The following is a 26,153-nucleotide window of genomic DNA, read 5'->3' as shown; positions in this document are numbered from 1 at the left end:
ATGTCCACATTCGAACGGTATCTGTCACTTTGGGTCGGGCTTTGCATTGTCGCCGGCATCGCGCTCGGCCATGCGATGCCCGGCATGTTTCAGGCTATCGGCGCGGTAGAAATCGCCAAGGTCAATCTGCCGGTGGCGGTGCTGATCTGGCTGATGGTCATCCCGATGTTGCTCAGGATCGACTTCGCCGCGCTCGGCGAAGTCGGCCGTCACTGGCGCGGCATCGGCGTGACCTTGTTCATCAACTGGGCGATCAAGCCCTTCTCGATGGCGCTGCTGGCGTGGCTGTTCATCGGCTGGCTGTTCCGTCCCTACCTGCCGTTGGGGCAGGTGGACAGCTATATCGCCGGCCTGATCATCCTTGCCGCCGCGCCCTGCACGGCGATGGTGTTCGTCTGGTCGAACCTGACGAAGGGCGAGCCGCATTTCACCCTGTCGCAGGTCGCGCTCAACGACGCCATCATGGTCATCGCCTTCGCGCCCATCGTCGGCCTGCTGCTTGGTCTGTCGGCCATCACCGTGCCGTGGGACACGCTTCTCCTTTCGGTCGTGCTCTATATCGTCATCCCGGTCATCGTCGCGCAGGTCCTGCGGCACCGCCTGCTGGCAAAAGGCGGGCAGCCCGCGCTCGACCGGCTGCTTGCGAAACTGGGTCCCGTCTCGCTGGTCGCACTGCTGACAACGCTTGTCCTGCTGTTCGGATTTCAGGGCGAACAGATCATCGCCCAGCCGACGATCATCGCCCTGCTGGCGGTGCCGATCCTGATCCAGGTCTATTTCAACTCCGGCCTTGCCTATCTGCTCAACCGCATCAGCGGCGAACAGCATTGCGTCGCCGGTCCCTCGGCACTGATCGGCGCGTCCAATTTCTTCGAACTGGCCGTCGCCGCCGCCATCAGCCTGTTCGGCTTCCATTCGGGCGCGGCGCTGGCCACCGTGGTCGGCGTACTGATCGAAGTTCCCGTCATGCTCTCTGTCGTCTGGATCGTGAACCGCTCGAAAGACTGGTACGAGCGCGGGGCACGGGTCTCGCCTGTCGCCGAAGCGAACCGCTGATGCAGCGAACCTGTCGGCTGCGGCATGAACCGTCATGCGTTCGTTTCCATTGTCTGCCAACCAGCGCACGATGATCAGAGACGAAGAGCTTTCTCGAATGGATTATAGCCCGCAGCAGACACAGAGCAGTGCTTCGGAAGTCTTCGGCGTCTTCCTCAAGCTCGGCCTCACCTCGTTCGGCGGCCCCATCGCGCATCTCGGCTATTTTCGCGACGAGCTGGTGACGCGTCGCAAATGGCTGAGCGAGAGCGCCTATGCCGATCTGGTAGCACTGTGCCAGTTCCTGCCCGGACCGGCCTCCAGCCAGGCCGGCTTCGCGCTCGGCCTGATGCGGGCGGGCTGGGGCGGCGCGCTCGCGGCCTTCCTCGCCTTCACCCTGCCCTCCGCGCTGATCCTGCTCGCGCTGGCCCTGACGGCGGCCCGGATCGAAAGCGCCGTGGGCCTCGGCGTCCTGCACGGGCTGAAGATCGTCGCCGTCGCCATCGTGGCGCAGGCCGTGTGGGGGATGGCGCGCAGCCTCTGCCCCGACAGGGAACGCGCGGCGATCGCGGTGGCGGCCGTTATCCTGCTGACGTTCGCGCCGGGCGCCGTCGGCATGATGGGCGCGATCCTTCTGGGAGCCGTCGCCGGGCTCGCGCTCGGCAAGGGCATCGCCACGACCGGCGCGCACCTGCCGGTGCCGGTGTCGCGGCGGGTCGGCGTCGCGGCGCTGGCGCTGTTCGCCCTGCTGCTGGCCGGCCTGCCGGTTCTGGCCGGGCTGGGGCAGGGCTTCGCGCTTGCCGACAGCTTCTACCGCGCCGGCTCTCTGGTCTTCGGCGGTGGCCATGTCGTGCTGCCGCTGTTGCAGGCGGAGACGGCCGGCCTGGTTTCGGAAGATGCGTTTCTGGCGGGCTACGGCTTGGCGCAGGCCGTGCCGGGCCCGCTATTCACCTTCGCCGCCTGGCTGGGCGCAGTGATGGGCCCCGAACCGAACGGCGTCGCGGGAGCCGCCATCGCGCTTCCGGCGCTGTTTCTGCCGGGGTTCCTGATCCTGACCGGCGCATTGCCGTTCTGGGACCGGTTCCGGCGGCAGGCACGGGCGCAGTCGGCCATGCAGGGGGCCAACGCGGCGGTGGTGGGCATTCTGGGCGCGGCGCTCTATTCGCCGGTCTTCACCAGCGCCATCGGCGGAATGCCGGACTTCGCGCTGGCGCTGGCCTGTTTCGTTGCGCTGATCGCGTGGAAAGCCCCGCCATGGATCGTCGTCCTGATCGCGGCGGCCGGCGGGGCGGCGCTGGGCTGGGCGGCGTAGGCGCATTCATACGGCCACCGCCGCCACCATTCATGCTGCACGCCGCGCCACCTTCCTGCGATAGGGGTGGCGCGGGACCGGTTGGCCGACGACCAGACCGCTGGTCGGTGGCGCGGCCGCCCTTTCCTTGCCACGAACAGGATCCCTGAGGAGCCGCAGGCCGTTCAGCACCACCAGTACCGTGCCGCCTTCATGGCCGATGACCGCCAGCGGCAGCGGCAGTTCGAAGAACAGGCCGCCAATGACGAGCGCCGCCATGGCACTCATGGCGAAGGTCAGGTTCTGGCGGATGATCGTCGCTGTCCGGCGCGCCAGCCGATGGGCGTCGGCGAGCCTGCTCATGTCTTCCGAAAGCAGCGCCACATCGGCGGCCTGAAGCGCGACGTCCGATCCCGCGGCCCCCATGGCAATGCCGACATCAGCGCGCGCAAGGGCGGCCGCATCGTTGACGCCATCACCGACGAACGCCACGCGCCCCATCCCGGCAAGCTCGCTCACCATCGCGACCTTGTCTTCGGGCAGCATGTCGGCGTGGATATCCTCACGTTTAAGCCCGAGTTCCTCGCCGATCCGCAATGCCACCGGCAGGCGGTCGCCTGTCATCATGACGATTTTTTCGACCCCGCCCTTTCGCAGCGCGGCAAGGGCAGGCCTGGAGGTCGGGCGCGTCGTATCCGCAACGGTGACCGCGCCCAGCGCGCGCGAATTGCGGCCGACATAGATGACGGTCTGCGCATCCGCTGCCAACGCCAGTAGCGCCGGATGGTCAATGGACGCACCCATCTGGGCGGCCAGGCGCGGGTTGCCGGCCCAAAGCTCGCCGTCGCCATCGCTGCCGACGATCCCCGCGCTTGGCCGCGTCGTGACATTGCTTGCCTCGACGGGCACGACGCCATGCCGGGCGGCCTCATGGCGGATCGCCGCCGCGCTGTGATGCTCGGATTGGGCCTCGAGCCCGGCAAGCAGCGACAGAAAGCCCCGCTCGTCGCCATCGAGCACCACGATTTGCGTCACCGACGCCTTGCCGGTCGTTAGCGTGCCGGTCTTGTCGAAAGCGAATGCGTTGATATCGGCAAGCGTTTCTAGCGCGGCTCCGCCCTTGAACAGCACGCCGCCGCGCGCGGCCGCCGATAGAGCCGACAGCATCGCGGCGGGCACGGAAATGACGATTGCGCAGGGGCTTGCCGCCACCAGCAGCGTCGCCGAGCGGTAGAGCGCTTCTTCCCAGCCGCGTCCCAGCCAGCAAAAGGCAGCAAAGGCCAGCACCGCCCCCGCCATCACCGCGACCGTGTAGCGTTGTCCGAACCAGGCGCTGAACCGCTCGGATGGTGCCTTGGCTGCCTGCGCCTCGGTGACCAGCGCAATCATCCGCGCCACAGTGCTTTCGGCGATCGTCTTGGTCACCTTCGCCTCAAGCACGCCGTCGATATTGACCGTCGCTTCGAAAACCGGCGCGCCCGGCTCTTTATTGACCGGCATGGATTCGCCGGTGATGTTGGCCTCATCGAGAGAGCTATGACCACTGACGATCATTGCATCCGCCGGTACGCGCGCGCCGGGGCGCAGTATGACGACATCGTCCACCTTGAGGTCCGCAGCCGGAATTTCCGCGACCGTTCCGTCCGGCTCCTTCCGCAACGCCGTCTCCGGGCGCAGCCCCATCAACGCCTCGATAGCCCGGCGGGCGCGGCCCAGCGCTCGTTCTTCCAGCGTGGTCGAGATGCTGAACAGCGTCAGCAGCACCGCACCTTCGAACGGCGCGCCGACCACCGCTGCCGCGATTGCCGCAACGACCATCAGAAGATCGATGTCGAGGATGCGTTCCTGCCACAAGGTGACGGCGGCCCGCCAGCCCGCCGGCAGGCCGCCGGCCAGATAGACGAGGAAAAGGCCCACGAAGGAGGCAAGACCGACGGCATCGCCCTCGAGAGGCCACAGCGCGAGAGCTGCCAGCACCATCCCGATGCAGCTCAGCATCGTCAGGATGGTCGAATGATCGATGTCGAACAGGGTCTTCAATACCGTCTCCTTGCCGCCTTCGGGTCATTCTCGCAAATGGGTCACGTTGCGGGCATGACTTCGGCGCCAACATCCCGAAGCCTTCCCTCCAGCAGCGGTGCTTCGTTCAGCAGCGCGTCCGTCAGAAAATCGAGAAATGCCCGGATGCGCGCCGTCCTGCGTAGGTCCTCATGGGTCAAAAGCCACAGATCGAGGGTGAAATCGCCCGGCAGAGTTGCGACGCGCACCAGATCGGGCTCAAGGTCGGCAATGCCGCAAGGTAGCGACGCAAGGCCGATACCTGCCTTGGCGGCAGCGAGCGCGGCCGCAACGGAATTGGCGCGCAGGATCGGCGTGACGTCAGGCAGAAAGTCTGAGAAACGCCGGACAAGTGCGGCATGTTCGGCGTCGAAGCCGATCCAGTCGTGGTGCGCAAGATCTGGCTCGGTATTCCTTCTGCAATAATCCGCGCTGCCATAGGCGGCAAAAACCAGCTGGCCGACGCGGCGGCCGACAAGGCTTTCCGGCGGGTCATTGCCGACGCGCAGCGCCACGTCCGCCTCACGCCGGTTCAGGTTTAGCGTGGCGTTGCCTACGACCAGTTCGATTTCGATGCCCGGATAAGCCATGCGGAAACTCGCGAGGTGGCGCGGCAGAAGGCCGAAGGCGAGCATGTCGATGGTGGTGACGCGCACCGTGCCGCTCAGCCGCAAATCCTGTCCGGTGACCTTGCGGCTCAGGCCCGCAATCTCTTCCTCGACCCGCAATGCGCCTTGATGCATCTCCTCGCCGGCAGGGGTCAGCAGATAGCCGTTTGGCAGACGCTCGAACAGGCGCACCCCCAATGCTTCCTCGAACGACCCGATGCGTCGGAACACCGTCGAATGGTTGACGCCAAGCACCCGCGCCGCGCCGGAAAGCGTTCCCGACCGCGCCACAGCAAGGAAAAGGCGCAAATCGTCCCAATTTTCGACCTGTGCGTTCACGCAAAGAAATTCCCAAACCTTCAACCGGCCATGACGGATACTGACAATATAAGCCCCTCCGTTATGCGCAGCCAAGGTTTGCGTCTGTGCATTTTTGCAAAGGCAGCTTGCCTGCTTCACCAATCGTAGCGCGGTTCCTAAGGTCATAGATGAGCTTTGAGGCAAGGGGCCATCCCCGGCTCACACTCGAAAGGAGAACGATCATGACCCAGAAGACCATTCTTCGCAGCGACGAACTTTCCTGCCCCTCTTGCGTGCCGAAGATCGAGAAGGCGCTGAACGCGTTGCCGGGCGTCGAAAAGGCGGAAGTGCGCTTCAACACCGGCAAGATCGAGATCGAGCACGATCCAGCGCAGTCGAGTGTCGAGGCGCTGGTCGAGGCGGTGCGCGGGACCGGCTATGAAGCGCGGCTTGCCGCCTTCTGACTGACGCTCCGCTCGCTCCGTCGCGCTGCAGCCCAGCGCGGCAGGTCCATTTCCAGACATGAAGATGAAAGGAGGAAGAGATGATCAATCTCGTCACCGGTATCAGAAGCGCCATCGCGCATCCAGCGCGGCGGCGCTTCTGGCTGACGGTCGGCAGCGGCGGATTGATCGCAGCCGGCCTATTGGCGCGTTACGGCTTCGGCATGATCGAGCTATGGGCGATGGTGATGGTCGCGGCCGCTTTTCTTGCCGGTTCCGACATCGCTATCCGCGCCTGGCGCTCGCTGCGCGTCAAACATTTCAGCATCGAACTGCTCGTCACCATCGCGGCGGTCGGCGCGCTGTTCATCGGCGAGGTCTGGGAATCGGCGGCCGTCACTTTCCTCTTCATGTTCGGCGGCTGGCTGGAGGCGCGCACCATGGGGCAGACCCGTGGCGCGCTCAAGGCCCTGCTTGATGCCGCTCCCGCCACGGCGACCGTGCTGCGCGCTGGCGAGCCCATCGAGGTGCCCGCGCATATGGTCCAGCTCGGTGAGATCGTGTTGGTGAGAGCTGGGCAGCGCATTCCGGTCGATGGTGAGGTTACCGAAGGCGCCGGGGCAGTCAGCGAGGCCGCAATCACCGGCGAGCCGATGCCGGCCGAAAAGGCGCCCGGCGCTCGCGTTCACGCTGGCACCATCGCTGAAAACGGCCTGCTGCGGATCCGCGCCACCGGCATCGGCGCCGACACCACGCTGGCGCGCATCATTCAGCGCGTCGAGGAAGCGCAGGAGGAAAAGGCACCGAGCCAGCGCATGATTGAGCGCTTCGCGCAATGGTATACGCCCTCGATCATTCTGCTTGCCGTCAGCACATATGCAGTGACGCAGGACGTCCGTCTGACGCTGACGCTGCTTGTCGTCGGTTGCCCCGGCGCACTGGTCATCTCAACGCCGGTTTCCATCGTCGCCGGCATCGGCCGCGCGGCACGTAGCGGCATCCTCATCAAGGGCGGCCAGCATCTGGAAAGCGCCGGCCGCATCGACACGCTGGCGCTCGACAAGACCGGCACATTGACAGAAGGCAAGCCGCAACTCGCCTCCATCATCGCGCTCGGTGGCATTTCCGAAGCCGAACTCCTGCGCCTGACCGGCGCCGTCGAAGCCGGCTCGACCCACCCGCTTGGCCGCCCCATCGTTGAGGCCGCACGCCAACAGGGACCGCTGCCGACGCCCGAGGCATTGCAAGAGCACGCCGGCATGGGGCTCAGCGCCCGCATCGACGCTCGCATGATCGCCGCCGGCAACCGCCGCCTGATGGATACCCTTGGCATCAAACTCGAGACGGAAGGCGAGGCCGCCCTGGAACACTTGCTCGCCGGTGGCCAGACGCCGGTGCTGGTCGCAGGCGACGGTCGGCTGATCGGGCTGCTGGGCCTGTCCGACATGGTTCGGGAGGGGGCAAAGGAAGCCATCGCCCGGCTGCGCGGCGTCGGCATCAGTCGTGTCGTGATGCTGACCGGCGATCAGCGCGGCGCGGCCGATGCGGTCGCCCGCGAGATTGGGATCGAAGAGGTCCATGCCGGTCTGATGCCCGAGGACAAGCTGGATCTGATCCGGCAGATGAAGGCCTATGGCGCGCATGTCGCAATGGTCGGCGACGGCATCAACGATGCCCCCGCTCTTGCGGCCGCCGATACTTCGATCGCCATGGGCACGGCCGGCAGCGACGTCGCCATCGAGACCGCCGACATCGCGCTGCTAAAGGACGATCTCGGCAGGATCCCCGAGGCGATGGCGATCTCGCGCGCGACGCTGGACAATATGCGCCAGAACCTCGTCATCGCGCTGGTGACGGTGGCGGGCCTCTTGGCCGGGGTGTTTTCCGGCAATGTCCATATGGCCGGCGGTATGTTGATCCATCAGCTTTCGGTGCTGATCGTCATCGCCAATGGCATGCGGCTGCTTCGTGTACCTAAGATCGCTGCAACCGCCGGCAAGGCTTCCAAAGCGATTGCCGCCCGGCAGGCGACTGTCGCTGCACAAAGCTGAGGCGACCTCCCGGAGACCCTGCTCGAATGCGCGGGTCTCTTGTTTTTACCCAGTGGAAGCGGTCTCATCGCGCGCGGGAAAGGACCGACATGACTGCCGCAACCACCCCATGGGCCAACATCCTCGACTTCTGGTTTCCCGAAGGCTGCTCGCTGGACGTGGAAGCAGAACCGCATCGCGATCATTGGTCATGGCGGTTGCATGGCGGAGCCGACACCGTGATCGTCGAACGCTTCGCCGATCTCACGAGGGGTGCAGCTTCAGGCGAACTTGACGCTTGGGCCGTTGATCCCGAAGGCAGGCTGGCGCTCATCGTCGTGCTTGACCAGTTCTCGCGTTCGCTCTGGCGTGGCACACCACGCGCCTTCGCGCAGGACCCCGCCGCGCTGTCGCTGGCGATAGTAGGTTTGTCGAATGGTCACTACGAGTCCTTGAAGACACCGTGGTTCAGGATCGTCTACAGCCAGCCCTTTGGCCATTGCGAAGGCGCAGATCACCTCCAACGCATCGACCTGCTCATCAGCCTGCGCGAGGAAATCGCTTTGCAAGCGCCTGTCCCACTTCAACCAATCTATCGGTCACTGGTGAAACAGGCTGGTGATGTGCGCAAGATCATCGCCGCCTTCGGCCGCCACCCGCACCGCAATCAGGTCCTCGGCCGGCAATCGGCACCGGAGGAGGAAAGCTATATCGCGGCGGGGGACTTTCCTCACCAAAGAGCGTTTCAGGGCTGACGTTCAATATCGGTCGCTGGCCAGAACTGGCCGGTAAAGCGCGACTCCTTCGGCCGCCCTGTTGGAAGATCGGCTACCGAGGTCCGATTCTTCCATTTTGCAACCGTCTTCTGGTCGATCCCGTAACGCTTCGCCAGCGTCCTCAGGCTCTCTCACTATTTTGTATCGCTCGACGGGCTGCCTCTGTCGTCGTGGCGTGCCGTGTAGAATTTGTCCCATAGCGCATCGCTCCAAGATTGAGAAAACAATGCACCATCAAAACTCGGGATCAAACAACCACCGCGCTCGTGTCGGCCTCGCCGAAAAGCGCGCAGCCGCCCGAAATGCCGGTAACCAAGCCAAACACGGCCGCCACGCCAGCGACGATGGAATGGGAAAGTGATCTTGCGGTCATGACCGCCTCCGGTGTCATGCGTCGGCCAGCCTGCCGTCGCGCAGGTGGATCGGGCGGTCAAACCGGTCGAAAATCTTTTCGTCATGGGTGACGGTGACGATGCAGACTTCCTGCTCGAGGGCAAGCTTGCGCAGAAGGTCCATCACCAGCCCGGCGCGCTTACTGTCGAGCGCAGCGGTCGGTTCGTCGGCCAGAATGATGCGGGGATGGTTGGCCAGCGCCCCCGCAATGGCCACGCGCTGCGCCTCGCCGCCCGACAGCAGCGCCGGCTTGGCCGCAGCACGCCGACCGACTTCTAGGCCCCGGCGTCGAGACCAACTAACATGACGATGAGATCGGCGTTGGTCGGAGCTGTGACAGCCTGTCGCCGACTGGGCATGACAATGCCGCGTAGTGCTTTTCCCGCCGCGGGTGGATTCTTTTGGATTTCAAACCGCGAACCAGGACACTCCCGAAACAAAAACGATCAGAAACAGCATCAATGCCCAGACCGGGAAAGGGTATTCTCTCCAATTACGACCGTTGTTCATCTGACACCTGCTTGTCCTCGTTCCCATCCTGGATGTTCTCGTCCGCAGCCTGCTGATAGCTTTTGACCCACCAGACGGATGCAAGGAGCATGATCATCAGCAAGATGACGCGGAATGTAATCTTCCATGGGGACGGCTGATCGCTGATGAAAAGCTCCGGAGCGCTCTTGTGAAGCATCGAAGTCTCGCTAACAAAATGCAACTTTCAGCCCCATTCAAGATATTGGAGCTACCGGAGCATATTGCCTCGTGGAGGATGTTCAAGAGAGGATATTTTCGTCGCCGGCTGGGCCAGGCAATCTCCAGGGTTCGAACGAATCGTGATTTTTCTACCCACGCCAAAACCGCGGAACAAACAGGATGAGCACCGTGAAGAGCTCCAGTCTTCCGAGCAGCATGCCGAGCGAAAGCAGCCATTTCGCTCCATCCGGCAACGAACCGAAATTACCAGCCGGGCCGATCGTATCCCCGAGGCCTGGGCCAACATTGGCGACCGCGGTTGCCGCCCCGCTGGCGCTTGTCAGAAAGTCGAGGCCGAACCCCATCAGGCCGACGGTCAACGCGGAATAGGCGAGGAAGAAAACTGCGAAGAAGGCGACGACGGAGCCGACGACATCGTCATCGAGCTTGCGATCCCCGTAATAGCGCGGGAAGACCCCGCGCGGATAAATCAGGCGCATGAAGTGCGCCTTCAGCATGATCGCCAGCACTTCGAACCTGAAAATCTTTATCCCGCCCGATGTCGAGCCGGTACATCCGCCCACAAAGGTAAGCCCGAAGAAGACACCGACAAGGGCATTTCCCCACAAGGTGTAGTCGGTCGTAGCATAGCCCGTCGTCGTCACGACCGACACCACATTGAACGCGGCGTGGCGGAAGGCGGGCTCGAGTGCATAAGTGCCAGAGCTGAAAAGCCATCCGGCGATCAGCGTGATCGTGACCGCCAGAAAGACCGCCAGGGTCCTGATCTGCCGGTCCAGGAAGGCGCGTCGGTCTCCCGCGATGAAGCGTACGTAGAGCACGAACGGGATCGTTCCGGACAGCATGAACAAGGTTGCGAACCACTGTATTCCGTTACTCTCCCATTGCCCGAAAGAGGCGTCAGACGTCGAATAGCCGCCCGTGGCGATCGAGGTCATGGCATGGGCGATTGCATCGAAGATCCGCATCCCCGTCGCCCAGTAGACCAGGACAGCCAGAACGGTAAGGCCGAGATAGGTTTTTCCGAGCGTTGCCGCGATCTGGCGCACACGGGGCATGGCTTTTTCGGAACGATCCGATGATTCAGTCCTGAACAGTTGCATTCCGCCGATACCCAGCGCCGGCAGAATTGCTATCGCCGTTGCGATGATGCCTATCCCGCCCATCCATTGAAGCAGAGCGCGCCACAACAACATCCCCGGAGGAGCAGCATTCAGCCCCGAGATGACCGTCGCCCCGGTCGTAGTGATGCCTGAAACGGCTTCAAAAAAAGAATCCGCCAGACTGCCGCGTACGATGCCATAGTCGGACAGGTAGAACGGAATGGCGCTGAATATGGACACCGCCAACCAGCTGAGTGGCGTCAGCAGGAATGCCTGCCTCAGACCCAACCCTGCCTTAAGGGAGCCTTTCGTGAAGTAAACCAGTGACATACCCGGAATGAAGGTCAGGACACCTGCGAATGCGAACGCTTTCCAGTCCTCATTGCCAAAATAGAGATCGGCAAGCATAGGGAACGCCATCATCGTCGCAGTTGCCAGCAGCACTATGCCGCAGAAATACGCAACCGGCTTGAAGCCCTGAGCCGAGATTGGCCGGGGCAGCGAGGCTTTTTTCGCAGCGATCTTCATCTGTTGCGAATTCCGCTTGAGCCCAGGAGGGCCTCGGCAAGCTTGAGATAGCTATAGGTCACAAGGGCGATGACCGTATCGCCCGGTTGCAATTGCATCTCGGGTTGCGGAAACACCACCTTCTGTTCGCGTATCACCGCACCGATCTTCATCCCCACGGGCAAGCCCAACTGGCCCAGAGGACGGCGTAGCAATCGGGATCCTTCGGGAATTTCCGCCTCGACGACCTCCCCAAAATCCTCACGCAACGTGTAAAGCGCTGTGACAGAGCTGTGCCGAACATGACGCAGAACTGTCGAAATCGTAACGGCGCTGGGGCTCACTACCGTATTGAGTCCCAAAGCCGGTAGAACTGTCTCGTAAGAGCGCTTGTTGACGAGCGTGATCGTACGCTTGCATCCGGCCTGCCTGGCAAGCACCGAAGCGAAGATGTTGGTCTCATCGTCGTTGGTAACGGCAACCAGGGTGTCCGCGGACGCGGCTTGCGCCTCGTCCAGGAGGGTGCGATCAAGGCCGTCGCCCTGCAGGACCACGACGGCGCTGCCGAGTTCGGCTGCAACGTATTCCGCTTGCGCTTCGTCTCGCTCGATAAGCTTGATATCGATGAGGGGAGAGCGGCGGCGAACGGTCTTGGCCAGATTTAGACCGACATTGCCTGCCCCGACGATGATCAGCTTCTTCGCGACCCGTTCGCGGTGACCGAAGGCCGTGATGACCTCGTCGACCCGGCCCCGTCTGGCGAGCACATAAACGTCATCGCCGACAGTTACCCTGTCCTGACTGTCTGGGACGAAACACCGCCCCTTGCGGACCAATGCGACAATCGACATTCCCTGAAACTGGGTGTCCTTGACGAGATCTCCGATGCGCTCCTTTACGATCGGGGTACGTGAATCCTCGACATGGATGCCGAGTAGTTCAACGAGGCCATTGGCCATGGGGACCATATCGAATGCGCCGGGCGTGGCGAGACGGCGCACAATTCCTTTCGCAATCTCGATTTCGGGGGAAATCACCACGTCGATCGGCATGTGTTCGGCAGCGTAAAGACCGGATTTATCCTGTGCCAGATATCCAGCGTGGCGCAGGCGAGCGATCCTTCGCTTGACGCCGAATAAAGAGTAAGCGATCTGGCAGGCGGCCATGTTGACTTCGTCGGAACGGGTGACAGCTATGAGCATGTCCGCATCCTGGGCGTTCGCATTACGAAGCGCCTCGGGATGGGAAGCGTATCCGACCACACCGCGCACGTCGTGACTTTCATCGACCCGGCGAACCTGTTCGGGATCGGTGTCGATGACGGTAACGTTGAAACCTTCCGTCGCCAGGTGGCGGGCGATGGTCGTGCCGACCTGCCCGGCGCCGCAAATAATCACCCTCATGGACAACCTCCGTCCACCGCATTCAAAAGCCGGTCAAGTAGCGTTGTTTGGCGTGGAATCCAACCGTAGGATGATCGGGCACCGGAATTCTGCGCATTTCGATTTTTCTGGTCGCGGAAACAGCGCTCGGTTATCTTGTCCCAAGGGGCGATCGTAGAAATCTGAAATTGCGTTGGCTCGGGAGGGGTGAATTGCTTGGTTTGAGATTGCTGGTCCAGAAAGGGTCGGTTGACAGCGCTACCCAGGACTGGGGTGTCTTGAATTTCGTCGCCTCTCCTTCGCCGGGCGACCGGATTGCAGTGAAGCATGACAGCAAGATCCACTATCTCACGGTGTTGAGCGTCCACCACAAGCCTGTCTCAGTCCACGACATTTCGGGCAGCGAAGCCTCCGATACACCGGAGGCGGACGTCGTCGCTATCTGGACCGGCTCGGATTGAGCGGCGCGGAGATAGCAAATCGCATTTTATCATTGTCGATTTTCGCATCTCGATTTTTCGCGTGCCTTCATGCGGTAAATTCCATCCTGCCGAGGATATGCGGCCTCACCCAGCCGCAAACAATTATAGATCAGAGTCAATTTTGTGCGTCGCACGTCGCCGCCTTCACGCACTCGCTGACGCGTACACTCCGGCGATATGCCGTGTGATTGATTGTTTAAGGAACAGCCTGTGACGTACGAACAGATTTTCATCTTCATCTTGCTTGGCGGCGTCTTCGCCATGCTCGTATGGGGCAGGGTTCGCTACGACCTCGTTGCGCTTTCCGCTCTGGTTATTGCGGTGATGGGCGGGGTGGTGCCAGCGGAACATGCCTTCTCCGGCTTCGGACACGAGGCCGTGGTTATCATTGCACTCGTGCTTGTGGTTTCGCGCGCGATGGTCAACGCGGGAGCCGTTGAATTCATCGCGCAATATGTCGTGAACGCGCAACGCAGCCTTCCTGCTCATATCAGCATCATGTCCGTGGTCGGAGCGGCTCTTTCCGCGGTCATCAACAATGTCGCAGCCCTCGTCATTTTGATGACGCTGGACATGGAAACTGCGAAAAAGGCTGCACGTTCCGTTTCTCTGTCGCTGATGCCGCTTTCTTTTGCCACGATTTTGGGGGGAATGATAACGCTCATCGGAACGCCGCCGAATATCGTGATTGCGCAGTATCGCAGCGACGCTTTTGGTGAGCCGTTCGCCATGTTCGACTTCGCACCCGTGGGAATCGTCTGCGCCATCGCCGGGATCACCTTCGTTGCGACGATTGGGTGGCGATTTCTGCCGAAGAGGCTTCAGGTGTCGCCGCAGGAAGAAGCGGAATCGGCTCTCTATGTCGCGGAGGCAGGCTTTCCTGAAGACAGCGAATGGGTCGGCAAGACACCGCGCGACATCGTCGAAATTGCGGAACAACATGATGTCGCAATTCTCGGTCTCGTCCGAAGAGGCAAGCGCCTGGCGGGTTTTTCCTCCAACGAGACCATAATGCGAAGCGATCGTCTCGTACTCGAGGGCGACCCCAGGTCCATCGAGGGTTTCTCCGGCAAGGCAAAACTTGAGATTACCGGCACCCCCGCGAAGGACGGTTTGACAAGCCGTTCCATGACCATCGTGGAAGCCATTGTGCCAGCCGGTGCGCGAGCTGTGGGACGCAGCGCCGACAACATGCGCCTGCTGGGCAGGCGCGGCGTGACCTTGCTAGGGCTGTCGCGGCAGGGCGCCCGCTCACGCAATCGCGTGCGCCAAACCGCAATCCGCGCAGGTGATGTGCTGTTGCTGCTGGGGCCGGCCAACCGTGTGGCAGACGCCATCGAATGGATGGGCGTTATGGCTCTGGCAGACAAGAGCCATAACGTCATCCAGCGCAGCAAAGCCTTGACGACCATCGGAATCTTTGCGGTCGCCGTGGCAGCTGCGGTCATGGGGTTGCTGCCGTTGACGATCGCCCTGGCGACGGCTGTTGCGCTCTATGCCTTCTTCAACATCGTCGGTCCGAGCGAAGTTTACGAAGCTGTGGAATGGCCGGTGATTATACTCCTCGGTTCGCTGATACCTCTTGGGCTCGCATTGGAGGAGACAGGTGGTACGGCCCTCATCGCCGGCTTCATCGTCGAGCAGACGGATGCACTGCCGATATGGGGCGTGCTTGCTCTCGTAATGATTGTCACCATGACGCTCTCGGACTTTCTCAACAATGTAGCGACCGCGCTCATCGCAGCACCTGTCGCTGTCGGAGTAGCAGATTCCATGAGTGTCAATCCCGATCCTTTCCTGATGGGCGTGGCGGTGGCCGCGTCCTGCGCTTTCCTTACCCCTATCGGCCACAAGAATAACACGATCATCATGGGCCTGGGCGGCTACCGGTTCGGCGATTACTGGCGGATGGGCTTGCCACTGGAGATCATCATCATTCTGGTATCCGTGCCCATGATCCTTTTGGTGTGGCCGGTGTAGCGGCGGCCACTTTCTCGCATACGATTACTGCAGGCAAGTTTTTGCCTGACCCGAAACGATCATCGGTCTGTTGTCGGTTGTGCCAAGGCCCGTCGTTCCGCAGGAAAGGGCGATCTGATGGAGGTTGCTTTCCGGTAAGAGCCTGCTGCTCGGCCTCGCCATAGCTGCGCCGCTCGGCCCGATTTGTGCCCTGTGTATCAATCGTACTTTCGAGCAGAGCTTTCAGGCGGATCTGGCTGGGGGTCTGGGAGCGGCGAGGGCCGATGCCGTCTATGCCAGTCCGGCTGCCCTGAGTGCAGGCGGCGCCTTCGTGACAGGATGGTACGCATCCGAGGAAGACCGCGGGATCGTCGCGTAGGCGTGTCCGGGCAAGCTGCCGAGCCAGGCGTCGACGGCGTTGACCGTCTCCACCGTGACGCTGAAATCGCGAGACTGGATGACCTTCTGTACGCCTCCGATGAGGGCCGCCTTGTTTGCGAGCCGGTGACGCGCTGTTTTTGTGGTTGATTCCATAGCCACGATGCAAGCAGCGAGGATAGCTACGTGTCCGTTCATCGCATGGAGATTTTGAGCGGTGCCGAGCGGCGCCGAAACTGGTCGAACGCGCTGAAGGAGCAGATCGTCTCGGAAACGCTTGATCCCGATGTGACGGTTACCGAGGTGGCGCGTCGCCACGATATTGATCGCTCTCTGGTGTACCGCTGGCGACGCGCTTTCGGGGTGAGACGCGCTCGCGGGGCGCCGGCCTTTCTGCCGGTCGAAGTCGCCGACGGCCCCGGGGTCGCGGAAGGTTCTTCGCCGCCCATGATAGCCAGTGTCCCTGCGTCTGGTGCGGGCCGGATCGAGATCGAGCTTGCGGACGGCTGTCGCGTGCGGGTCGACAATCAGGTCGACGGCAAAGTTCTTGCGCGCGCTCTGAATGTTCTGGCGCGCCAGCGATGATCCCGATTCCGACTGGTGTGCGAGTGTGGCTGGCGACCGGGCACACCGACATGCGGAAAGGATTCCCGTCTCTTTCGCTGCAGGTGCAGGAGGTGCTGAAGCACGATCCGCTGAGCGGTCATCTGTTCTGCTTTCGGAGCCGCAGGGGCGATCTTTTGAAGGTGATCTGGCACGATGGCCAGGGCGCGTGCCTGTTCACGAAACGGCTGGAGCGGGGCCGATTCCTGTGGCCGAGCCCAGTCGACGGCGCAGTGACGATCACACCGGCGCAGCTTGGCTATCTGCTCGAAGGTATCGACTGGCGACACCCGCAGGAAACCTGGCGTCCGACAAGCGTCGGGTGACGATTTGGGGTTGCATGCGACGGTGGATATGATTCCATCATCCGCGTGACCGCCGCTTCTGAATCGCTCCCTTCCGACCTTGCCGCCGCCCATGCGATGATCCTCGCGGAGCGGGCCGCGCGCATGGAGGCTGAGGCGGAACGCTCCAGCAAGGCGGCGCTGATCGCCCACCTCAAGCTGGAGATCGAGAAGCTCGGGCGGACGCTCTACGGGTCAAGTTCGGAACGAAAGACACGCCTGCTCGACCAGATGGAATTGCAGCTGGAAGAACTCGAGGCCGCAGCGACGGAGGACGAGCTTGCCGCCCACGAGGTGGCGGCGAAGGCGGAGACCGTCCGCTCCTTCCAGCGCAAGCGGCCGGTCCGCAAGCCCTTTCCCAACGATATCGAGCGCGAGCGCGTGTCATCGAGGCGCCGACGAGTTGTCCATGCTGTGGCGGTGGCAGGCTGTCGAAGCTGGGTGAGGACATCACCGAGACGCTGGAGGTGATCCCGCGGCGTTGGAAGGTGATCGAAACGGTGCGCGAGAAGTTCTCGTGTAGCGACTGCGAGGCGATCACCGAACCGCCGGCGCCGTTCTCGACCAGCCGCAGCTTCTCGTTGGCGCGGCGTGCATCCTCGTCCCAGACGGTGACGGTCGCCGTGACATAGGCCATACCGAATCGATTAGTGCTGAGCGCAAAAGCCATCGCCGCCACGATATTGTGCGCATTGGGCCGATGTCGCCTGTTCAGCTTGGCGCGTCGCAGTGCTTTCCCCAAGCGGTGCTCGTCGATCGCTGATTGGCGCAGCGCCGGATTCATCGGAACCCCTTTGAACGAAGGGGGTGCTTATTTCCGGACTCAGATATGTTTGGTTTGGAACGGGGACGCTTCGGCAGCCCGCTCGCGACGCACCATAGATGTGTGTTCAACGATTCAACCAAGGGGATAGGTTTGGCAAAGGGGCCGAAGCTCCGGCTGGAGGTGCCGGAAGACATCCGTGTCGAGATGGATGGTACGCGAAGTGCCGATCTGCCCGAAGCACGATCGCAATGACAAACGATGACCTTCCGGTTGCGGGCAGCTTTATCTCAGGTTTTTCAGAAATCGTTCCGGCACAACGTGGGCCGGCACCGAAATCGGATGGAACTCATACCTATCGGCGGTCGCCGTCCCGATATTGGTGACATAGAAGAAGCCGCGAACACGCAGCGCCTGTCCGGCATCCGCATATTCGCAGCGTGCGCGGGCGAAAGGCGCGCCACGGCCAACATCAAGTGTCATCTCGAACAGCAGATGATTGTTTTCGGGGTCGGGCTTCCCGGAGACGACGAACCCGGCAGGACGATTGGCGCCGCGCTCGACATGTCCGCAGATCGCCTCGTCGGCGACGGGGCGATCGTCGCCGTCCTCACCAACCTGGTCGAACAGGCCCGATCCGGCTGCGCCCTTCATGGTCCAGTCGAGATAGAGGATCGTTTTTTCGTGCGCGGCTTCGACCATTTCACCGAATTGCCGCCCACCGTTCGGCGAGGCGAAGTCGATCACCGCCGTCTGCGCGCTCCAGGCAAAGTCGACTGTCTCCGGCACAGATTCGGCCTTTGCCGCGATGGACAACGGCAATGCGGCAGCCATCGACATTGCGATGGCGACCCTGCGACTCGCTTTGCACATGGATGATCTCAAGTCCATCATTCCCGCTCGGCCGACAATGCATCGTCGCCAGCGCCGCCATAGAATTTCTGCCAGAGCTCTTTGCCGCCAGCATCGAATTTGACGAGCCAGCCGTCTTCACCCTTTTCGCCGTGTCTGGCAGAGCCTGCGGCGTAGAGGTTACCCAGATCATCTTCCGCCACGTCCCAGAAGTCCTGCCAGCCGGGGGAAGACAAGGTTTTCTGCCAGACGGTTTCGCCCTCGGGCGTCAGGCGGGCTATCCAGGCGTCAGCGTAGGTTTCGCTGTCACGCGTTATACCAACGAGGGCGATATCGCTGTTGGCAAGCGCCACGACCTTGTCGATGCCGGTATTGCCGTCAGGCCGGAAATGCCACTCCCACACATGCGGGGCGAAGGCATGCACGCCGGGTGTCGGATCATGCACCTCGTCATCCGCAAATGCGATGCCTGTTGTCATGGCCCATGCGCCGAGTAGAGCTATGCTTGGCAGTTTCAGCGTCAAGTCATGTTCCCCTTCGCCGGCAATAGATCACCCTAGAACTCGAGAGGTGATCGGGGCGTTCTGTCCCATGCTGGACGGCGCTGGTCGCGCTGACGATACCGCTTCAGTTCCCGCGATATTTTCCTCCCCGATTGCACCTGTGAACGGAGAAAGCCGATATGCTGGGACAGGAGTGATGCAGCCATACTCCGAAGCTCGGCATCATTCGAGTGCATCAGCACGTTGAGGGGAACGGATATGTCGGCATGCGGACTGCGAGGATTGAAAGCGGAAAGAAGCTTTACAGTCTCCTTTCGGGTGCCAGCATCGAAATCGGTTGCCACCCATTTGGTAGAAGCAGATGACGTAACCTTTTCACCGTTTGCTTCGCCCGCATTAGCCATCTCAAGGGACTGCTCGGTGTAACGGCTTAGCCCCTCGTTCGATTGGGAAATCGCAAATTTACCTGACCACGTGTGGTAGTTCGCCACGGCTGTCGGATTGAAATAGCTAGCATGAACCGCCCCGAGCGACGTGAGCAGCGCCGCCGCACATGCGAGCGTGGCAACGGCAACGTGCCGCGGGGCTCCACTAATCACGTTCGCCGATGGTTCAATTTTCATTGATTTCAGATCTCTTATGAGACGAAGGAGATTTTGGTCTTCGCAATGATTTCCAAATACCACACAGGGATACTGCAACGTTTATTCCTCTGCCTACTACTGGCGATATCCGATATCTGCCTTACTCACGACGAGTGATAATCTTAGGATGTGGCCAGTCGCATCCCCAAGCATGTGCAGTCGGTCCAGCTCTGAGAAATGTTCTCCCGCCATCGCAGGACCAATTAATCACATACTGACAGTTGTTCTTCACGGACGTATGTTCCTGCCCGAAGCGATCTCTTGTTCTGGTAAGTGTTACGCAACTGCCTGCTGGCCGCCTTGTGCCCTGCAGCCGCGGCTTATTCTGCACCGGCCGTCTTGACGTTACGCGCGGCGTCTGTGCCCTCTTACGCTCTGCCTCTTCCCGTTGCCTTCGCTCTCTGATGCTGGTGCGGATTTGGCCGAGCGCGGCGGTGCGCTGCTCGCGCAGGGCGCTTGAACCCTGCCGAGGCATACGGTTTTCATCAAGCGCGATGTTGGAGTGGTCGCCACTCTGGATACTGGCAGCCGCGTCGCTCACATCGATCTGGTGAAGCGGTGTATCCAGCCTGCCTTCCGCGCGGGCACGGGCGATCTCCGTCAGGTGCTGCGCGTTCTCGCCCACCACCGCGCTCTCGTTACCGAAAGGAAGATCGCCTTCCAGAAGGGCCGTCTCCACGGTCCTTTCCATGATTTCCTCGCGCATCCGGTCGGACTCGGCCTGCGTCGGCATCGGGTTGTCGCGCGAGTACGGGCCAGAGGATTGCGCCTGCCCGTGTTCGGAGTCGATCGGGTATGCCGCCTGGGCGGCGCTGTCCCGCATCTGAAGTATCTGATCGTTCAGGGCCAGCCCCTGCGCATAGTTCTCTCTGAAGGCAGCCTGCTTCATCGCGTCTTCGAGCGCACGCAGCGAGTTTTCACCTGTCCCCTGCAGGTAGCGGAGAGCGACATCGGAGACCGCTTCCGACAGGTGATATGCGCCGCCCATCTTGTCGGTGGAGATGCCAACGCGGTTCGCAAGCAGCTTACCGCCACTCCTGATATAGCCGATCATGTTGCCCTGCGACTTGATCTCGTCACGCACGTCGCCGGTTGCCGCCAGACGGCCGGATTGCATGTTGAACCTGTTTGCCTCCCGCTGCGCCTGCTCGGCCGCCCGGCGCACGGCTTCTTCCTCGGCCCGTTTCCGCGCCTCTTGCTGCTTGTAGATTTGCAGCTTTGCCCTGCAACTCTGCTGCACAATCTTTGCTTGTGCCTCTATCTGACAAACCTGCTCGTAGAGAGGGGCACACCTACGTGATTGATAGCCCCAACAGCTGGTTCGGGTTCCGCCACCCGCCAATACCTCTTGGATAATCTCGTTGTCGCTTCGGTTGCGGCTACACTGGCTTGCTCTGTCGAAGGCACTCTGCTTCTTGTTCGTGAAGTCATAGCGCCCAGACCAAATGTTGCAGTCGCTGATGTCTGTCGGGTTGAAGTAACTGGCATGAACGGCACCCAACAACGTCAACAGCACTGCCGCACATGTGGTCGCTGCAATAGCAACGCGGCGTGAGGCTCTGTCAGTCTGGCTTCCTCCAACCATCGTCTGCCCCTCTTTCAATGATGTCTGCGTTTGCGGCGCTTTCAGCTTTGAGAAATTCATCGCTGGAGTTCTCCCCTGGTTCTCGCCAACCAGTTCATCGGCACTGACAATTGTAACGCGTCTCGGCCGGACCGCCCCGAATTCCCTTGTGTCGGTCCTCCTGCATCATCGAATGCCAGAAGTGGCAGTCGCGCTCTGGAAGCCGTGATGTGCCCATCGTGCAGGATGAGCCGTGACGAACAGGCACGGTTTTCTGCACGGGTTGTGGCGCGGGGCAGACCCTGCCTTGCGGCTTGTTCGCGTTCAGGATCGCCAGCATGTCCTGCGAAGGTTCGTCGGGCAGCGTGACCCTAGCATGCTCGGCAAAGAGTTTTGCCGCCCTTTTGCTGCGCGGTCCCCAATCGCCGTCGACTGCATAGGTGTAGCAACCGGCATCCCACAGCAGGGTCTGGATTTCACGGTTCAGTTCAAGCTCACGCAGGCGTTCCGGCATAGCCTTAATGACCTGTGCTCCCGCGCTGACGCATCGTCCGTCCCGCAGCAATTGCTCTCCCGCCGGGCAGGTCTTCTTCACGCATTGCCCATCGCGCACTTCCTGGGTCACAGAGCAAACGAGCGGGCAGATTCTGCCGCGTGGACGCAAGGCATCGACGACCACCAGCATGATCTTTGATGGCTCGTCGGGAAGCACGACATCGCCATGCTCTGCAAATCGCTTCGCGGCAGCAATGCTGAGGTCGCCCCATAGACCGTTGATATCGTCGGCATAGCAGCCGGCATCGCGTAATCCGGTCTGTATCTCGCGGATCAGATCCTGGTCATGGGCAGCGATCGAGGTCTTTACGCCGGCAGGAGTGGCTGGCTGTTCCTGTGCTGAAACGCCGTCGTCGATTGCCAATGGAGCTTCTCCGCGCGCATCGCGCAGTTCATTGACGGTGTTTGATAACGACCTGCGCGAAGTCTCCAACTGCTGCAAATGCTCCTCACGCTGCTGAGCCAGCCATTCCTGCTGCTCCTCCCACGCCGCGCGGTCCTCCGAGCTCATCCCTTCCAGCAGGGAGCGTGCGTCTTGTGCTGACGAAGGGAATATCAAAGACGAAACGAGCGCGGTCAGCGCGATTGTCGCGGCAAGCACGCCGCGATGCAGCATCTGCGCATAGGTTACTTCCCGCACGAAGCCGCACCGCAAACCCCTCATGCTGGTTGCAAGCCACGTCATCATTCGATCACTGCCTTCGGCCGGAGGGGCTCGTTCTTCTGGTCGATTTCCAGCTGGTGAAGCACCTTTCCCTCCACCAGCTCATCCGTGATAACGATCCTGGTCTTGTTGGATGCCCTCGTGACGCGGACCATCTTATCGAGCAGAGGCAGGGTGAAGGAGCGTTGCAATCGGCCCTGCGCGGACTGCACCAGACTGGGCGACGTTTTGATGTTCTCGCCCGTGTCGGCAAGGGCATAGTTGTACATGAACGTCGCGTGGTCCGGATTGTAGAGTATTTTGTTGCGGGTATAGCCGGCACGGGAAAAGCCATCGAACTCGCCCAGGTCGAAGCTGCCTTCTCCATATCTCAGGCCGCGGCCTTCGCGTCCCTGTGTGTCGGCACGATAAGCTGCCTGCTCGCTGCGCTCGGCCATCAACGCTTCCAGGGGAGCGAGGTAGGCCAAAAGCGCCGACATGGTGCCCTGGCCCGGCTTGCCGTCGATGCCGGCGCTGTAGAGCCCTTCATCTTTCAGGATGCGCTGCACCGCCATCCAGCCCTCCTTGTCGGCGGGGCGGCCGACAGGCAGTGCGTATTCAAGCGGCGGCAGGAACTCCGGCTCATCGACGCCCGGAAAATACCGATCGATGAAGGCTGCGTCGTAGCCGATGTTCCGGGCTGCCTTGCGGTAGGCTGAAACCCTCCCGGCATCGAACCGGCCGCCGAAGATGTCCTTGCGCAAAACGTCGAGCGTGGCGGAAACCTTCTCGCGCTCTCCCTGACCTTCGCCTGCGAGCGCGGCCTGCACCACGTCGAACGGCTTGCCATCATCGCCCGGCACCTCGATGCCGGTGGTCCGATCCGACATGGCGCGCGCCAGCAACTCTACGATCTCGGCATGACCGCCGAGCGCGGCCAGCATGACGGGCGTCCAGCCGTTCGCCGCTTTGGCATGGACATCCGCGCCCTGACCAAGCGCCAGCTCTACATTCTCTCGATTGCCGAACTCCGACGCCAGAAGCAGGATCTGCGTCGCTTCCTCCGTAGTCATCGCGAACGCCGCCGAGTCCCGCGCGCCTCCATCGAAACCCTGCGCACCGACAATCTCTGCCAGAACAGCCGCGCTGTATCCGTCATTCGAGACGGCGGACAGGTCCGCGCCCAGTTCCTTCAGTGTGTTCGCATTGTCGATCCGCGCGGCTTCCAATGCTAGCATCGCCGGCGTGTAGCCCCGATAATCAGGTCGGTTGATATCCGCACCTATCGCGTGCAGGACCTTGATCATTTCTGCCGTGCCGTTAACCGCGGCGAGCCCCAGCAGCATTTCGCCGTTCTCGCCGAGATCGGGAATACGAACGCCATCGCTGCGCATCGTCTCGATAGCCTTGAGGTCATTGTCGGCAATCGCGATGTTGAGTGTGCGGGAAAGAACTTCTGCGTTGTCCTGCGCCATTGCGGGCGCCGCGAAGAGAAGCATAGCGGCGATGGTTATGGACCGTTTCATTGCGTCCCCTCCTGCGCCGCCTCGTCCGATGAACATGCGGAAGAGATTTCTCGTCTCTGCTCCTCGTCCATTCGCAGGTCGAAAGCCGCCTCCATCCAGTCGGCATCCTCAAACTGCACGACCATTTCATCGGCGACCAAAACCCGCTCCACGAAGGAGCGTACCGCGCCAGCATCCCGCAGCATGACGCTCACGCCATCTCGCGGATCGACGGCCCAGGATGCGGTTTCGGCAGCTTCGTCATCGAAGCGAAACGCGACCCTGGACTGGCCGTGAGCCAACGGCGTTCCCGCCGAGAGAAAAATCCCCGAGGATGTCCCCTCACATGAAATCAGAAACCCCATCTCTATTCCCGCATCAGGTCCGCGAGACGTTTCCCGCGCCCCGCGATAAGCGTTCAGAAAATCCAGTCGGCCATCGTCGCGATAGAGCGAATCCACCTGCCAGGACGTGCTTGATACAGGCTGCGCATTTGCATGGAGCGGAAAGAAAAGGAGTGCTGTCGCGGCGAGGACCGGCACAATTTTGCTCATTGCGCGTCTCCCGCACGGTCGGGCCGGATAAGTGTCCGCGGCGAGTTCGTCGGCACGACCTTCAGTTCACGCAAATCCACTGACCATGCGAAGCCGTGTTCCTCTGTAACTTCCCGCTCCTTAAAGGGGCCAAGCGTCCCGGAGAGGTGGAACTGCTCAAGGCGACGCGCGCCATCGGCCATGTGGCACACATAGAACATCGAATGGTTTGCCGAGTTGACGCCGTATGTCTCCGTAAAGAACACGCCGTCGTCGCAATCCTCTTTTCCGTCCGGGCAGAAGATACAACCTGTCAGCTCGACGTTGCCGATCAGGCTGTCGTCCGACCGCTCATTGCGGCTGAACTCCAGCGTCAGCTTGTCGTCTTGCGCACGCGCTTTCCAGGTCAGCGGCATGGACGACATCTCGACCGAGACGCCTGCGGGATTTCCGAAACGGCTGTCTTTCAGAAGCAGTTTCTGGTACGGGCAGTTGGCCTGGCCGTAGTCCACGATATAGGCGAGGTCCGCCAGCCGCTTGCGGCCAGCGCTCAGCATGCAGGCGGCGGAATTGACATAGGCCGGGGTGTTACCGGGAGAGCGTTCGACCAGTTCGCAGAAGCCTTGCCTGTAGGTTTGCCAGTTGCTTTGCGTACGGACCAGAAGCGAGCGGTCCTCCTTACGGCAATAGGCTTTGGCGGACCGCGCGATGATGCGCTTGATCTCCGCATCGACTTGCTCGCTGATCTCCAGCAGGCAATCGCCGATCATGGCACCGCCAGTTTCACCGAAGCGCGGGTCTTCCTGGCACTCGCGAACGTCATGCGAGACATCGCGCTCGACAGCGTGTGCCGCCCCTGACGGAACTGCGCCCGCCGCAAGAACCAGTGCCGCCGCAAGCGACCGGTAGAATTCGATCATCCTGGATTGATGTTGTCGCCGCACGGCGCGCCAGCCCCTCATTGTCCGGCCTCAAACCCTGCGACGAGTTTACTTTTGCTGACGGTTTTGTCAGCCTTTGAAATCGGAAGAGATGGAAAAGCCGAAAAACGGCTATTCTTTCGTACGAGAAATCAATATCTTAAACGAAATTCGACATGGCGAACAAAAACTTGCTGAGCATCGAAGACTGGCATCTTCTCTTTGATCGACTCTGCAATGAGCGCGGCTATCGCAACAATGGAACTCTTGCTTCGGAATTGGGAAAACTCTCCGAAAGGGGCGGCGCGCATGACTATGAGGCTTCGCTAAAGAGCGTTCACAACTGGCGCGAAGGGAAGCACCTGCCGCAGAAACGCAACTTCGCTCTTCTGACGAGGATGCTTGCCGTGGACAAGGATCGCGACCTACTGCGGCACTGGAATGAACTCTATGCGGCCGCACGAGGAACCGGGACCACTGGCGTTTCGGCAACGGAGAACGGATCGGCGGCGACCGATGTTGGGGATCGTTTCCGGCAAGGGTTGCTCTGGCTGACGGCCACCGGAGCCGCGTTCTTTGCTGGCTTTGTGTTTGCCGCCTGGCTGCAAGGTATATACCTGCCATCCAGCGGACGCACCGAACTGACGATAAAGCAGGGCGAGACTGCTCTGATCCATGCCGGATACGGCGATTGCGGCGGAGCTCCCGACTGGAACACGTCCGCGCTTCGTCTGCCGAACACGCAGACAGGCGTGTTTCTCGACGGCGGAACGAGAACACGCTTCAGCATCGCATGCGGCGGCTTCGTCAAGACCCGTGCCATTCAATTCATGGCAAGAACACAGGGAGAGGATAAATTCGCGCTTTTTGGAGTTTCGGTCCGCGTTGAGGTTGAATGAAGTCATCCAGTTACGCGAAGGCGCAAACAAAGGGGTTTTGTAGACGGTTGTTTTCGCGAACGACCTTTTGGTATGGCCGCTGTAGCGGCGGCCACTTTCTCGCATGCGATTCCTGCAGGCAAGTTTTTGCCTGACCCGAAACGATCATCGGTCTGTTGTCGGTTGTGCCAGGGCCCGTCGTTTTGCAGGAAAGGGCGATCTGATGGAGGTTGCTTTCCGGTAAGAGCCTGCTGCTCGGCCTCGCCATAGCTGCGCCGCTCGGCCCGATTTGTGCCCTGTGTATCAATCGTACTTTCGAGCAGAGCTTTCTGGCTGGGAGGCTGGGGCGGCAATGGCCGATGCCGTCTATGTCAGTCCGGCTGCCTTGAG

General features: G+C 61.4%; 24 protein-coding genes and 5 pseudogenes. 13 read left to right on the top strand and 16 right to left on the bottom strand.

Features of this window, described 5'->3' with window-relative positions; all coding sequences use genetic code 11:
- Together arsB and chrA are read left to right on the top strand one after the other, a co-directional pair.
- Window positions 1-1,056, top strand: a complete 1,056-nt coding sequence (gene arsB, locus ABID37_RS06340; protein ID WP_354193330.1) for an ACR3 family arsenite efflux transporter — start codon at window positions 1-3, stop codon at window positions 1,054-1,056.
- A 97-nt stretch (window positions 1,057-1,153) separates the two neighbouring features.
- Window positions 1,154-2,347 carry a chromate efflux transporter gene (chrA, locus tag ABID37_RS06335; RefSeq protein WP_354193329.1) on the top strand — a complete coding sequence of 398 codons (1,194 nt, stop codon included), beginning with the start codon at window positions 1,154-1,156 and terminating at the stop codon, window positions 2,345-2,347.
- 30 nt (window positions 2,348-2,377) lie between these two features.
- Here chrA and ABID37_RS06330 read toward each other — a convergent pair whose 3' ends face one another.
- Both ABID37_RS06330 and ABID37_RS06325 read right to left on the bottom strand, forming a co-directional pair.
- Entirely contained in the window at window positions 2,378-4,324 is a 1,947-nt protein-coding gene (locus tag ABID37_RS06330; protein WP_354193553.1) for a heavy metal translocating P-type ATPase, read from the bottom strand.
- Window positions 4,325-4,407: 83 nt separating this feature from the next.
- Window positions 4,408-5,451, bottom strand: a complete 1,044-nt coding sequence (locus tag ABID37_RS06325; RefSeq protein ID WP_354193552.1) for a LysR family transcriptional regulator — start codon at window positions 5,449-5,451, stop codon at window positions 4,408-4,410.
- A gap of 83 nt (window positions 5,452-5,534) precedes the next feature.
- Between ABID37_RS06325 and ABID37_RS06320 the strand changes: the two genes are divergently transcribed.
- The 3 genes from ABID37_RS06320 to ABID37_RS06310 all read left to right on the top strand — a co-directional run bounded on the left by ABID37_RS06320 (window position 5,535) and on the right by ABID37_RS06310 (window position 8,520).
- Complete coding sequence (locus ABID37_RS06320) at window positions 5,535-5,756, top strand: heavy-metal-associated domain-containing protein (RefSeq protein WP_354193328.1); 222 nt, start codon at window positions 5,535-5,537, stop codon at window positions 5,754-5,756.
- Between the two features lie 80 nt (window positions 5,757-5,836).
- Entirely contained in the window at window positions 5,837-7,786 is a 1,950-nt protein-coding gene (locus ABID37_RS06315; RefSeq protein WP_354193327.1) for a heavy metal translocating P-type ATPase, read from the top strand.
- 89 nt (window positions 7,787-7,875) lie between these two features.
- Window positions 7,876-8,520 (top strand): DUF924 family protein, encoded by a 645-nt coding sequence (locus ABID37_RS06310; protein ID WP_354193326.1) that lies wholly within the window; start codon window positions 7,876-7,878, stop codon window positions 8,518-8,520.
- A gap of 32 nt (window positions 8,521-8,552) precedes the next feature.
- Here ABID37_RS06310 and ABID37_RS06305 read toward each other — a convergent pair.
- The 6 genes and pseudogenes from ABID37_RS06305 to trkA form a co-directional block, all read right to left on the bottom strand.
- Window positions 8,553-8,739, bottom strand: a pseudogene (locus ABID37_RS06305) (IS481 family transposase); the annotation flags it as partial.
- A gap of 49 nt (window positions 8,740-8,788) precedes the next feature.
- Window positions 8,789-8,914, bottom strand: a complete 126-nt coding sequence (locus ABID37_RS06300; RefSeq protein WP_354193325.1) for a hypothetical protein — start codon at window positions 8,912-8,914, stop codon at window positions 8,789-8,791.
- Window positions 8,915-8,928: 14 nt separating this feature from the next.
- A pseudogene (locus ABID37_RS06295) lies at window positions 8,929-9,192 on the bottom strand (ATP-binding cassette domain-containing protein); the annotation flags it as partial.
- A gap of 235 nt (window positions 9,193-9,427) precedes the next feature.
- Complete coding sequence (locus tag ABID37_RS06290; protein ID WP_354193323.1) at window positions 9,428-9,622, bottom strand: hypothetical protein; 195 nt, start codon at window positions 9,620-9,622, stop codon at window positions 9,428-9,430.
- 151 nt (window positions 9,623-9,773) lie between these two features.
- Complete coding sequence (locus tag ABID37_RS06285) at window positions 9,774-11,276, bottom strand: TrkH family potassium uptake protein (protein WP_354193321.1); 1,503 nt, start codon at window positions 11,274-11,276, stop codon at window positions 9,774-9,776.
- Window positions 11,273-12,658: a Trk system potassium transporter TrkA gene (gene trkA / locus ABID37_RS06280; RefSeq protein ID WP_354193320.1), complete on the bottom strand. Its 1,386-nt coding sequence runs from the start codon at window positions 12,656-12,658 to the stop codon at window positions 11,273-11,275. The genes ABID37_RS06285 and trkA overlap by 4 nt, the downstream gene beginning before the upstream one ends.
- Before the next feature lie 257 nt (window positions 12,659-12,915).
- Here trkA and ABID37_RS06275 point away from each other — a divergent pair, with 257 nt between their 5' ends.
- The 6 genes and pseudogenes from ABID37_RS06275 to ABID37_RS06250 all read left to right on the top strand — a co-directional run.
- Window positions 12,916-13,098, top strand: a complete 183-nt coding sequence (locus ABID37_RS06275; RefSeq protein WP_354193319.1) for a hypothetical protein — start codon at window positions 12,916-12,918, stop codon at window positions 13,096-13,098.
- A 231-nt stretch (window positions 13,099-13,329) separates the two neighbouring features.
- Complete coding sequence (locus ABID37_RS06270; protein ID WP_354193318.1) at window positions 13,330-15,099, top strand: SLC13 family permease; 1,770 nt, start codon at window positions 13,330-13,332, stop codon at window positions 15,097-15,099.
- Window positions 15,100-15,223: 124 nt separating this feature from the next.
- A pseudogene (locus ABID37_RS06265) lies at window positions 15,224-15,391 on the top strand (LysE family translocator); the annotation flags it as partial.
- A 251-nt stretch (window positions 15,392-15,642) separates the two neighbouring features.
- Window positions 15,643-16,041, top strand: a complete 399-nt coding sequence (gene tnpA / locus ABID37_RS06260; RefSeq protein ID WP_354193317.1) for an IS66-like element accessory protein TnpA — start codon at window positions 15,643-15,645, stop codon at window positions 16,039-16,041.
- On the top strand, window positions 16,038-16,385 hold the full coding sequence (gene tnpB, locus ABID37_RS06255; RefSeq protein WP_354193316.1) for an IS66 family insertion sequence element accessory protein TnpB: 348 nt from the start codon (window positions 16,038-16,040) through the stop codon (window positions 16,383-16,385). The genes tnpA and tnpB overlap by 4 nt, the downstream gene beginning before the upstream one ends.
- A 45-nt stretch (window positions 16,386-16,430) precedes the next feature.
- Window positions 16,431-16,981 (top strand): annotated as a pseudogene (locus ABID37_RS06250) (transposase domain-containing protein); the annotation flags it as partial.
- Between the two features lie 470 nt (window positions 16,982-17,451).
- Here the strand turns inward: ABID37_RS06250 and ABID37_RS06245 are convergent.
- The 8 genes from ABID37_RS06245 to ABID37_RS06210 form a co-directional block, all read right to left on the bottom strand.
- Window positions 17,452-18,039, bottom strand: coding sequence for a hypothetical protein (locus ABID37_RS06245; protein ID WP_354193315.1), 588 nt, complete (start codon window positions 18,037-18,039; stop codon window positions 17,452-17,454).
- Between the two features lie 17 nt (window positions 18,040-18,056).
- Complete coding sequence (locus tag ABID37_RS06240; RefSeq protein ID WP_354193314.1) at window positions 18,057-18,542, bottom strand: hypothetical protein; 486 nt, start codon at window positions 18,540-18,542, stop codon at window positions 18,057-18,059.
- A gap of 32 nt (window positions 18,543-18,574) precedes the next feature.
- A complete protein-coding gene (locus tag ABID37_RS06235) occupies window positions 18,575-19,144 on the bottom strand; it encodes a hypothetical protein (protein ID WP_354193313.1) in 570 nt (189 codons plus the stop codon).
- Window positions 19,145-19,265: 121 nt separating this feature from the next.
- The gene (locus ABID37_RS06230; RefSeq protein ID WP_354193312.1) at window positions 19,266-20,810 is read right to left on the bottom strand and encodes a hypothetical protein; all 1,545 of its coding nucleotides are present in this window, start codon (window positions 20,808-20,810) and stop codon (window positions 19,266-19,268) included.
- 34 nt (window positions 20,811-20,844) lie between these two features.
- Window positions 20,845-21,972 carry a peptidoglycan-binding domain-containing protein gene (locus ABID37_RS06225; protein WP_354193311.1) on the bottom strand — a complete coding sequence of 376 codons (1,128 nt, stop codon included), beginning with the start codon at window positions 21,970-21,972 and terminating at the stop codon, window positions 20,845-20,847.
- Complete coding sequence (locus ABID37_RS06220; protein WP_354193310.1) at window positions 21,969-23,453, bottom strand: ankyrin repeat domain-containing protein; 1,485 nt, start codon at window positions 23,451-23,453, stop codon at window positions 21,969-21,971. The genes ABID37_RS06225 and ABID37_RS06220 overlap by 4 nt, the downstream gene beginning before the upstream one ends.
- Complete coding sequence (locus ABID37_RS06215) at window positions 23,450-23,986, bottom strand: hypothetical protein (RefSeq protein WP_354193309.1); 537 nt, start codon at window positions 23,984-23,986, stop codon at window positions 23,450-23,452. The genes ABID37_RS06220 and ABID37_RS06215 overlap by 4 nt, the downstream gene beginning before the upstream one ends.
- The gene (locus tag ABID37_RS06210; RefSeq protein WP_354193307.1) at window positions 23,983-24,885 is read right to left on the bottom strand and encodes a lysozyme inhibitor LprI family protein; all 903 of its coding nucleotides are present in this window, start codon (window positions 24,883-24,885) and stop codon (window positions 23,983-23,985) included. Before ABID37_RS06210 ends, ABID37_RS06215 begins: the two co-directional genes overlap by 4 nt.
- A gap of 176 nt (window positions 24,886-25,061) precedes the next feature.
- Here ABID37_RS06210 and ABID37_RS06205 point away from each other — a divergent pair, with 176 nt between their 5' ends.
- Window positions 25,062-25,784 carry a hypothetical protein gene (locus tag ABID37_RS06205; RefSeq protein ID WP_354193306.1) on the top strand — a complete coding sequence of 241 codons (723 nt, stop codon included), beginning with the start codon at window positions 25,062-25,064 and terminating at the stop codon, window positions 25,782-25,784.
- 209 nt (window positions 25,785-25,993) lie between these two features.
- Window positions 25,994-26,151, top strand: a pseudogene (locus ABID37_RS06200) (LysE family translocator); the annotation flags it as partial.
- Between the last annotated feature and the right edge of the window lie 2 nt (window positions 26,152-26,153).

Source organism: Aquamicrobium terrae, from assembly GCF_040545735.1.
GTDB classification, from domain to species: Bacteria; Pseudomonadota; Alphaproteobacteria; order Rhizobiales; family Rhizobiaceae; genus Mesorhizobium; species Mesorhizobium terrae_A.
The sequence above is the reverse complement of the archived record's forward strand: the minus strand, read 5'-3'. Positions and strand labels throughout refer to the sequence as shown.

Excerpts from the sequence above, each read along its gene's own strand:
- ABID37_RS06245 (WP_354193315.1), bottom strand. The coding sequence starts at position 18,039 with ATGTGCAAAGCGAGTCGCAGGGTCGCCATCGCAATGTCGATGGCTGCC.
- arsB (WP_354193330.1), top strand. The coding sequence starts at position 1 with ATGTCCACATTCGAACGGTATCTGTCACTTTGGGTCGGGCTTTGCATT.
- ABID37_RS06225 (WP_354193311.1), bottom strand. The coding sequence starts at position 21,972 with ATGATGACGTGGCTTGCAACCAGCATGAGGGGTTTGCGGTGCGGCTTC.
- ABID37_RS06215 (WP_354193309.1), bottom strand. The coding sequence starts at position 23,986 with ATGAGCAAAATTGTGCCGGTCCTCGCCGCGACAGCACTCCTTTTCTTT.
- ABID37_RS06330 (WP_354193553.1), bottom strand. The coding sequence starts at position 4,324 with ATGCTGAGCTGCATCGGGATGGTGCTGGCAGCTCTCGCGCTGTGGCCT.
- ABID37_RS06320 (WP_354193328.1), top strand. The coding sequence starts at position 5,535 with ATGACCCAGAAGACCATTCTTCGCAGCGACGAACTTTCCTGCCCCTCT.
- chrA (WP_354193329.1), top strand. The coding sequence starts at position 1,154 with ATGGATTATAGCCCGCAGCAGACACAGAGCAGTGCTTCGGAAGTCTTC.
- ABID37_RS06310 (WP_354193326.1), top strand. The coding sequence starts at position 7,876 with ATGACTGCCGCAACCACCCCATGGGCCAACATCCTCGACTTCTGGTTT.
- ABID37_RS06290 (WP_354193323.1), bottom strand. The coding sequence starts at position 9,622 with ATGCTTCACAAGAGCGCTCCGGAGCTTTTCATCAGCGATCAGCCGTCC.
- ABID37_RS06300 (WP_354193325.1), bottom strand. The coding sequence starts at position 8,914 with ATGACCGCAAGATCACTTTCCCATTCCATCGTCGCTGGCGTGGCGGCC.
- ABID37_RS06210 (WP_354193307.1), bottom strand. The coding sequence starts at position 24,885 with ATGATCGAATTCTACCGGTCGCTTGCGGCGGCACTGGTTCTTGCGGCG.
- trkA (WP_354193320.1), bottom strand. The coding sequence starts at position 12,658 with ATGAGGGTGATTATTTGCGGCGCCGGGCAGGTCGGCACGACCATCGCC.
- ABID37_RS06205 (WP_354193306.1), top strand. The coding sequence starts at position 25,062 with ATGGCGAACAAAAACTTGCTGAGCATCGAAGACTGGCATCTTCTCTTT.
- ABID37_RS06230 (WP_354193312.1), bottom strand. The coding sequence starts at position 20,810 with ATGAATTTCTCAAAGCTGAAAGCGCCGCAAACGCAGACATCATTGAAA.
- ABID37_RS06220 (WP_354193310.1), bottom strand. The coding sequence starts at position 23,453 with ATGAAACGGTCCATAACCATCGCCGCTATGCTTCTCTTCGCGGCGCCC.
- tnpB (WP_354193316.1), top strand. The coding sequence starts at position 16,038 with ATGATCCCGATTCCGACTGGTGTGCGAGTGTGGCTGGCGACCGGGCAC.
- ABID37_RS06285 (WP_354193321.1), bottom strand. The coding sequence starts at position 11,276 with ATGAAGATCGCTGCGAAAAAAGCCTCGCTGCCCCGGCCAATCTCGGCT.
- ABID37_RS06315 (WP_354193327.1), top strand. The coding sequence starts at position 5,837 with ATGATCAATCTCGTCACCGGTATCAGAAGCGCCATCGCGCATCCAGCG.
- ABID37_RS06235 (WP_354193313.1), bottom strand. The coding sequence starts at position 19,144 with ATGAAAATTGAACCATCGGCGAACGTGATTAGTGGAGCCCCGCGGCAC.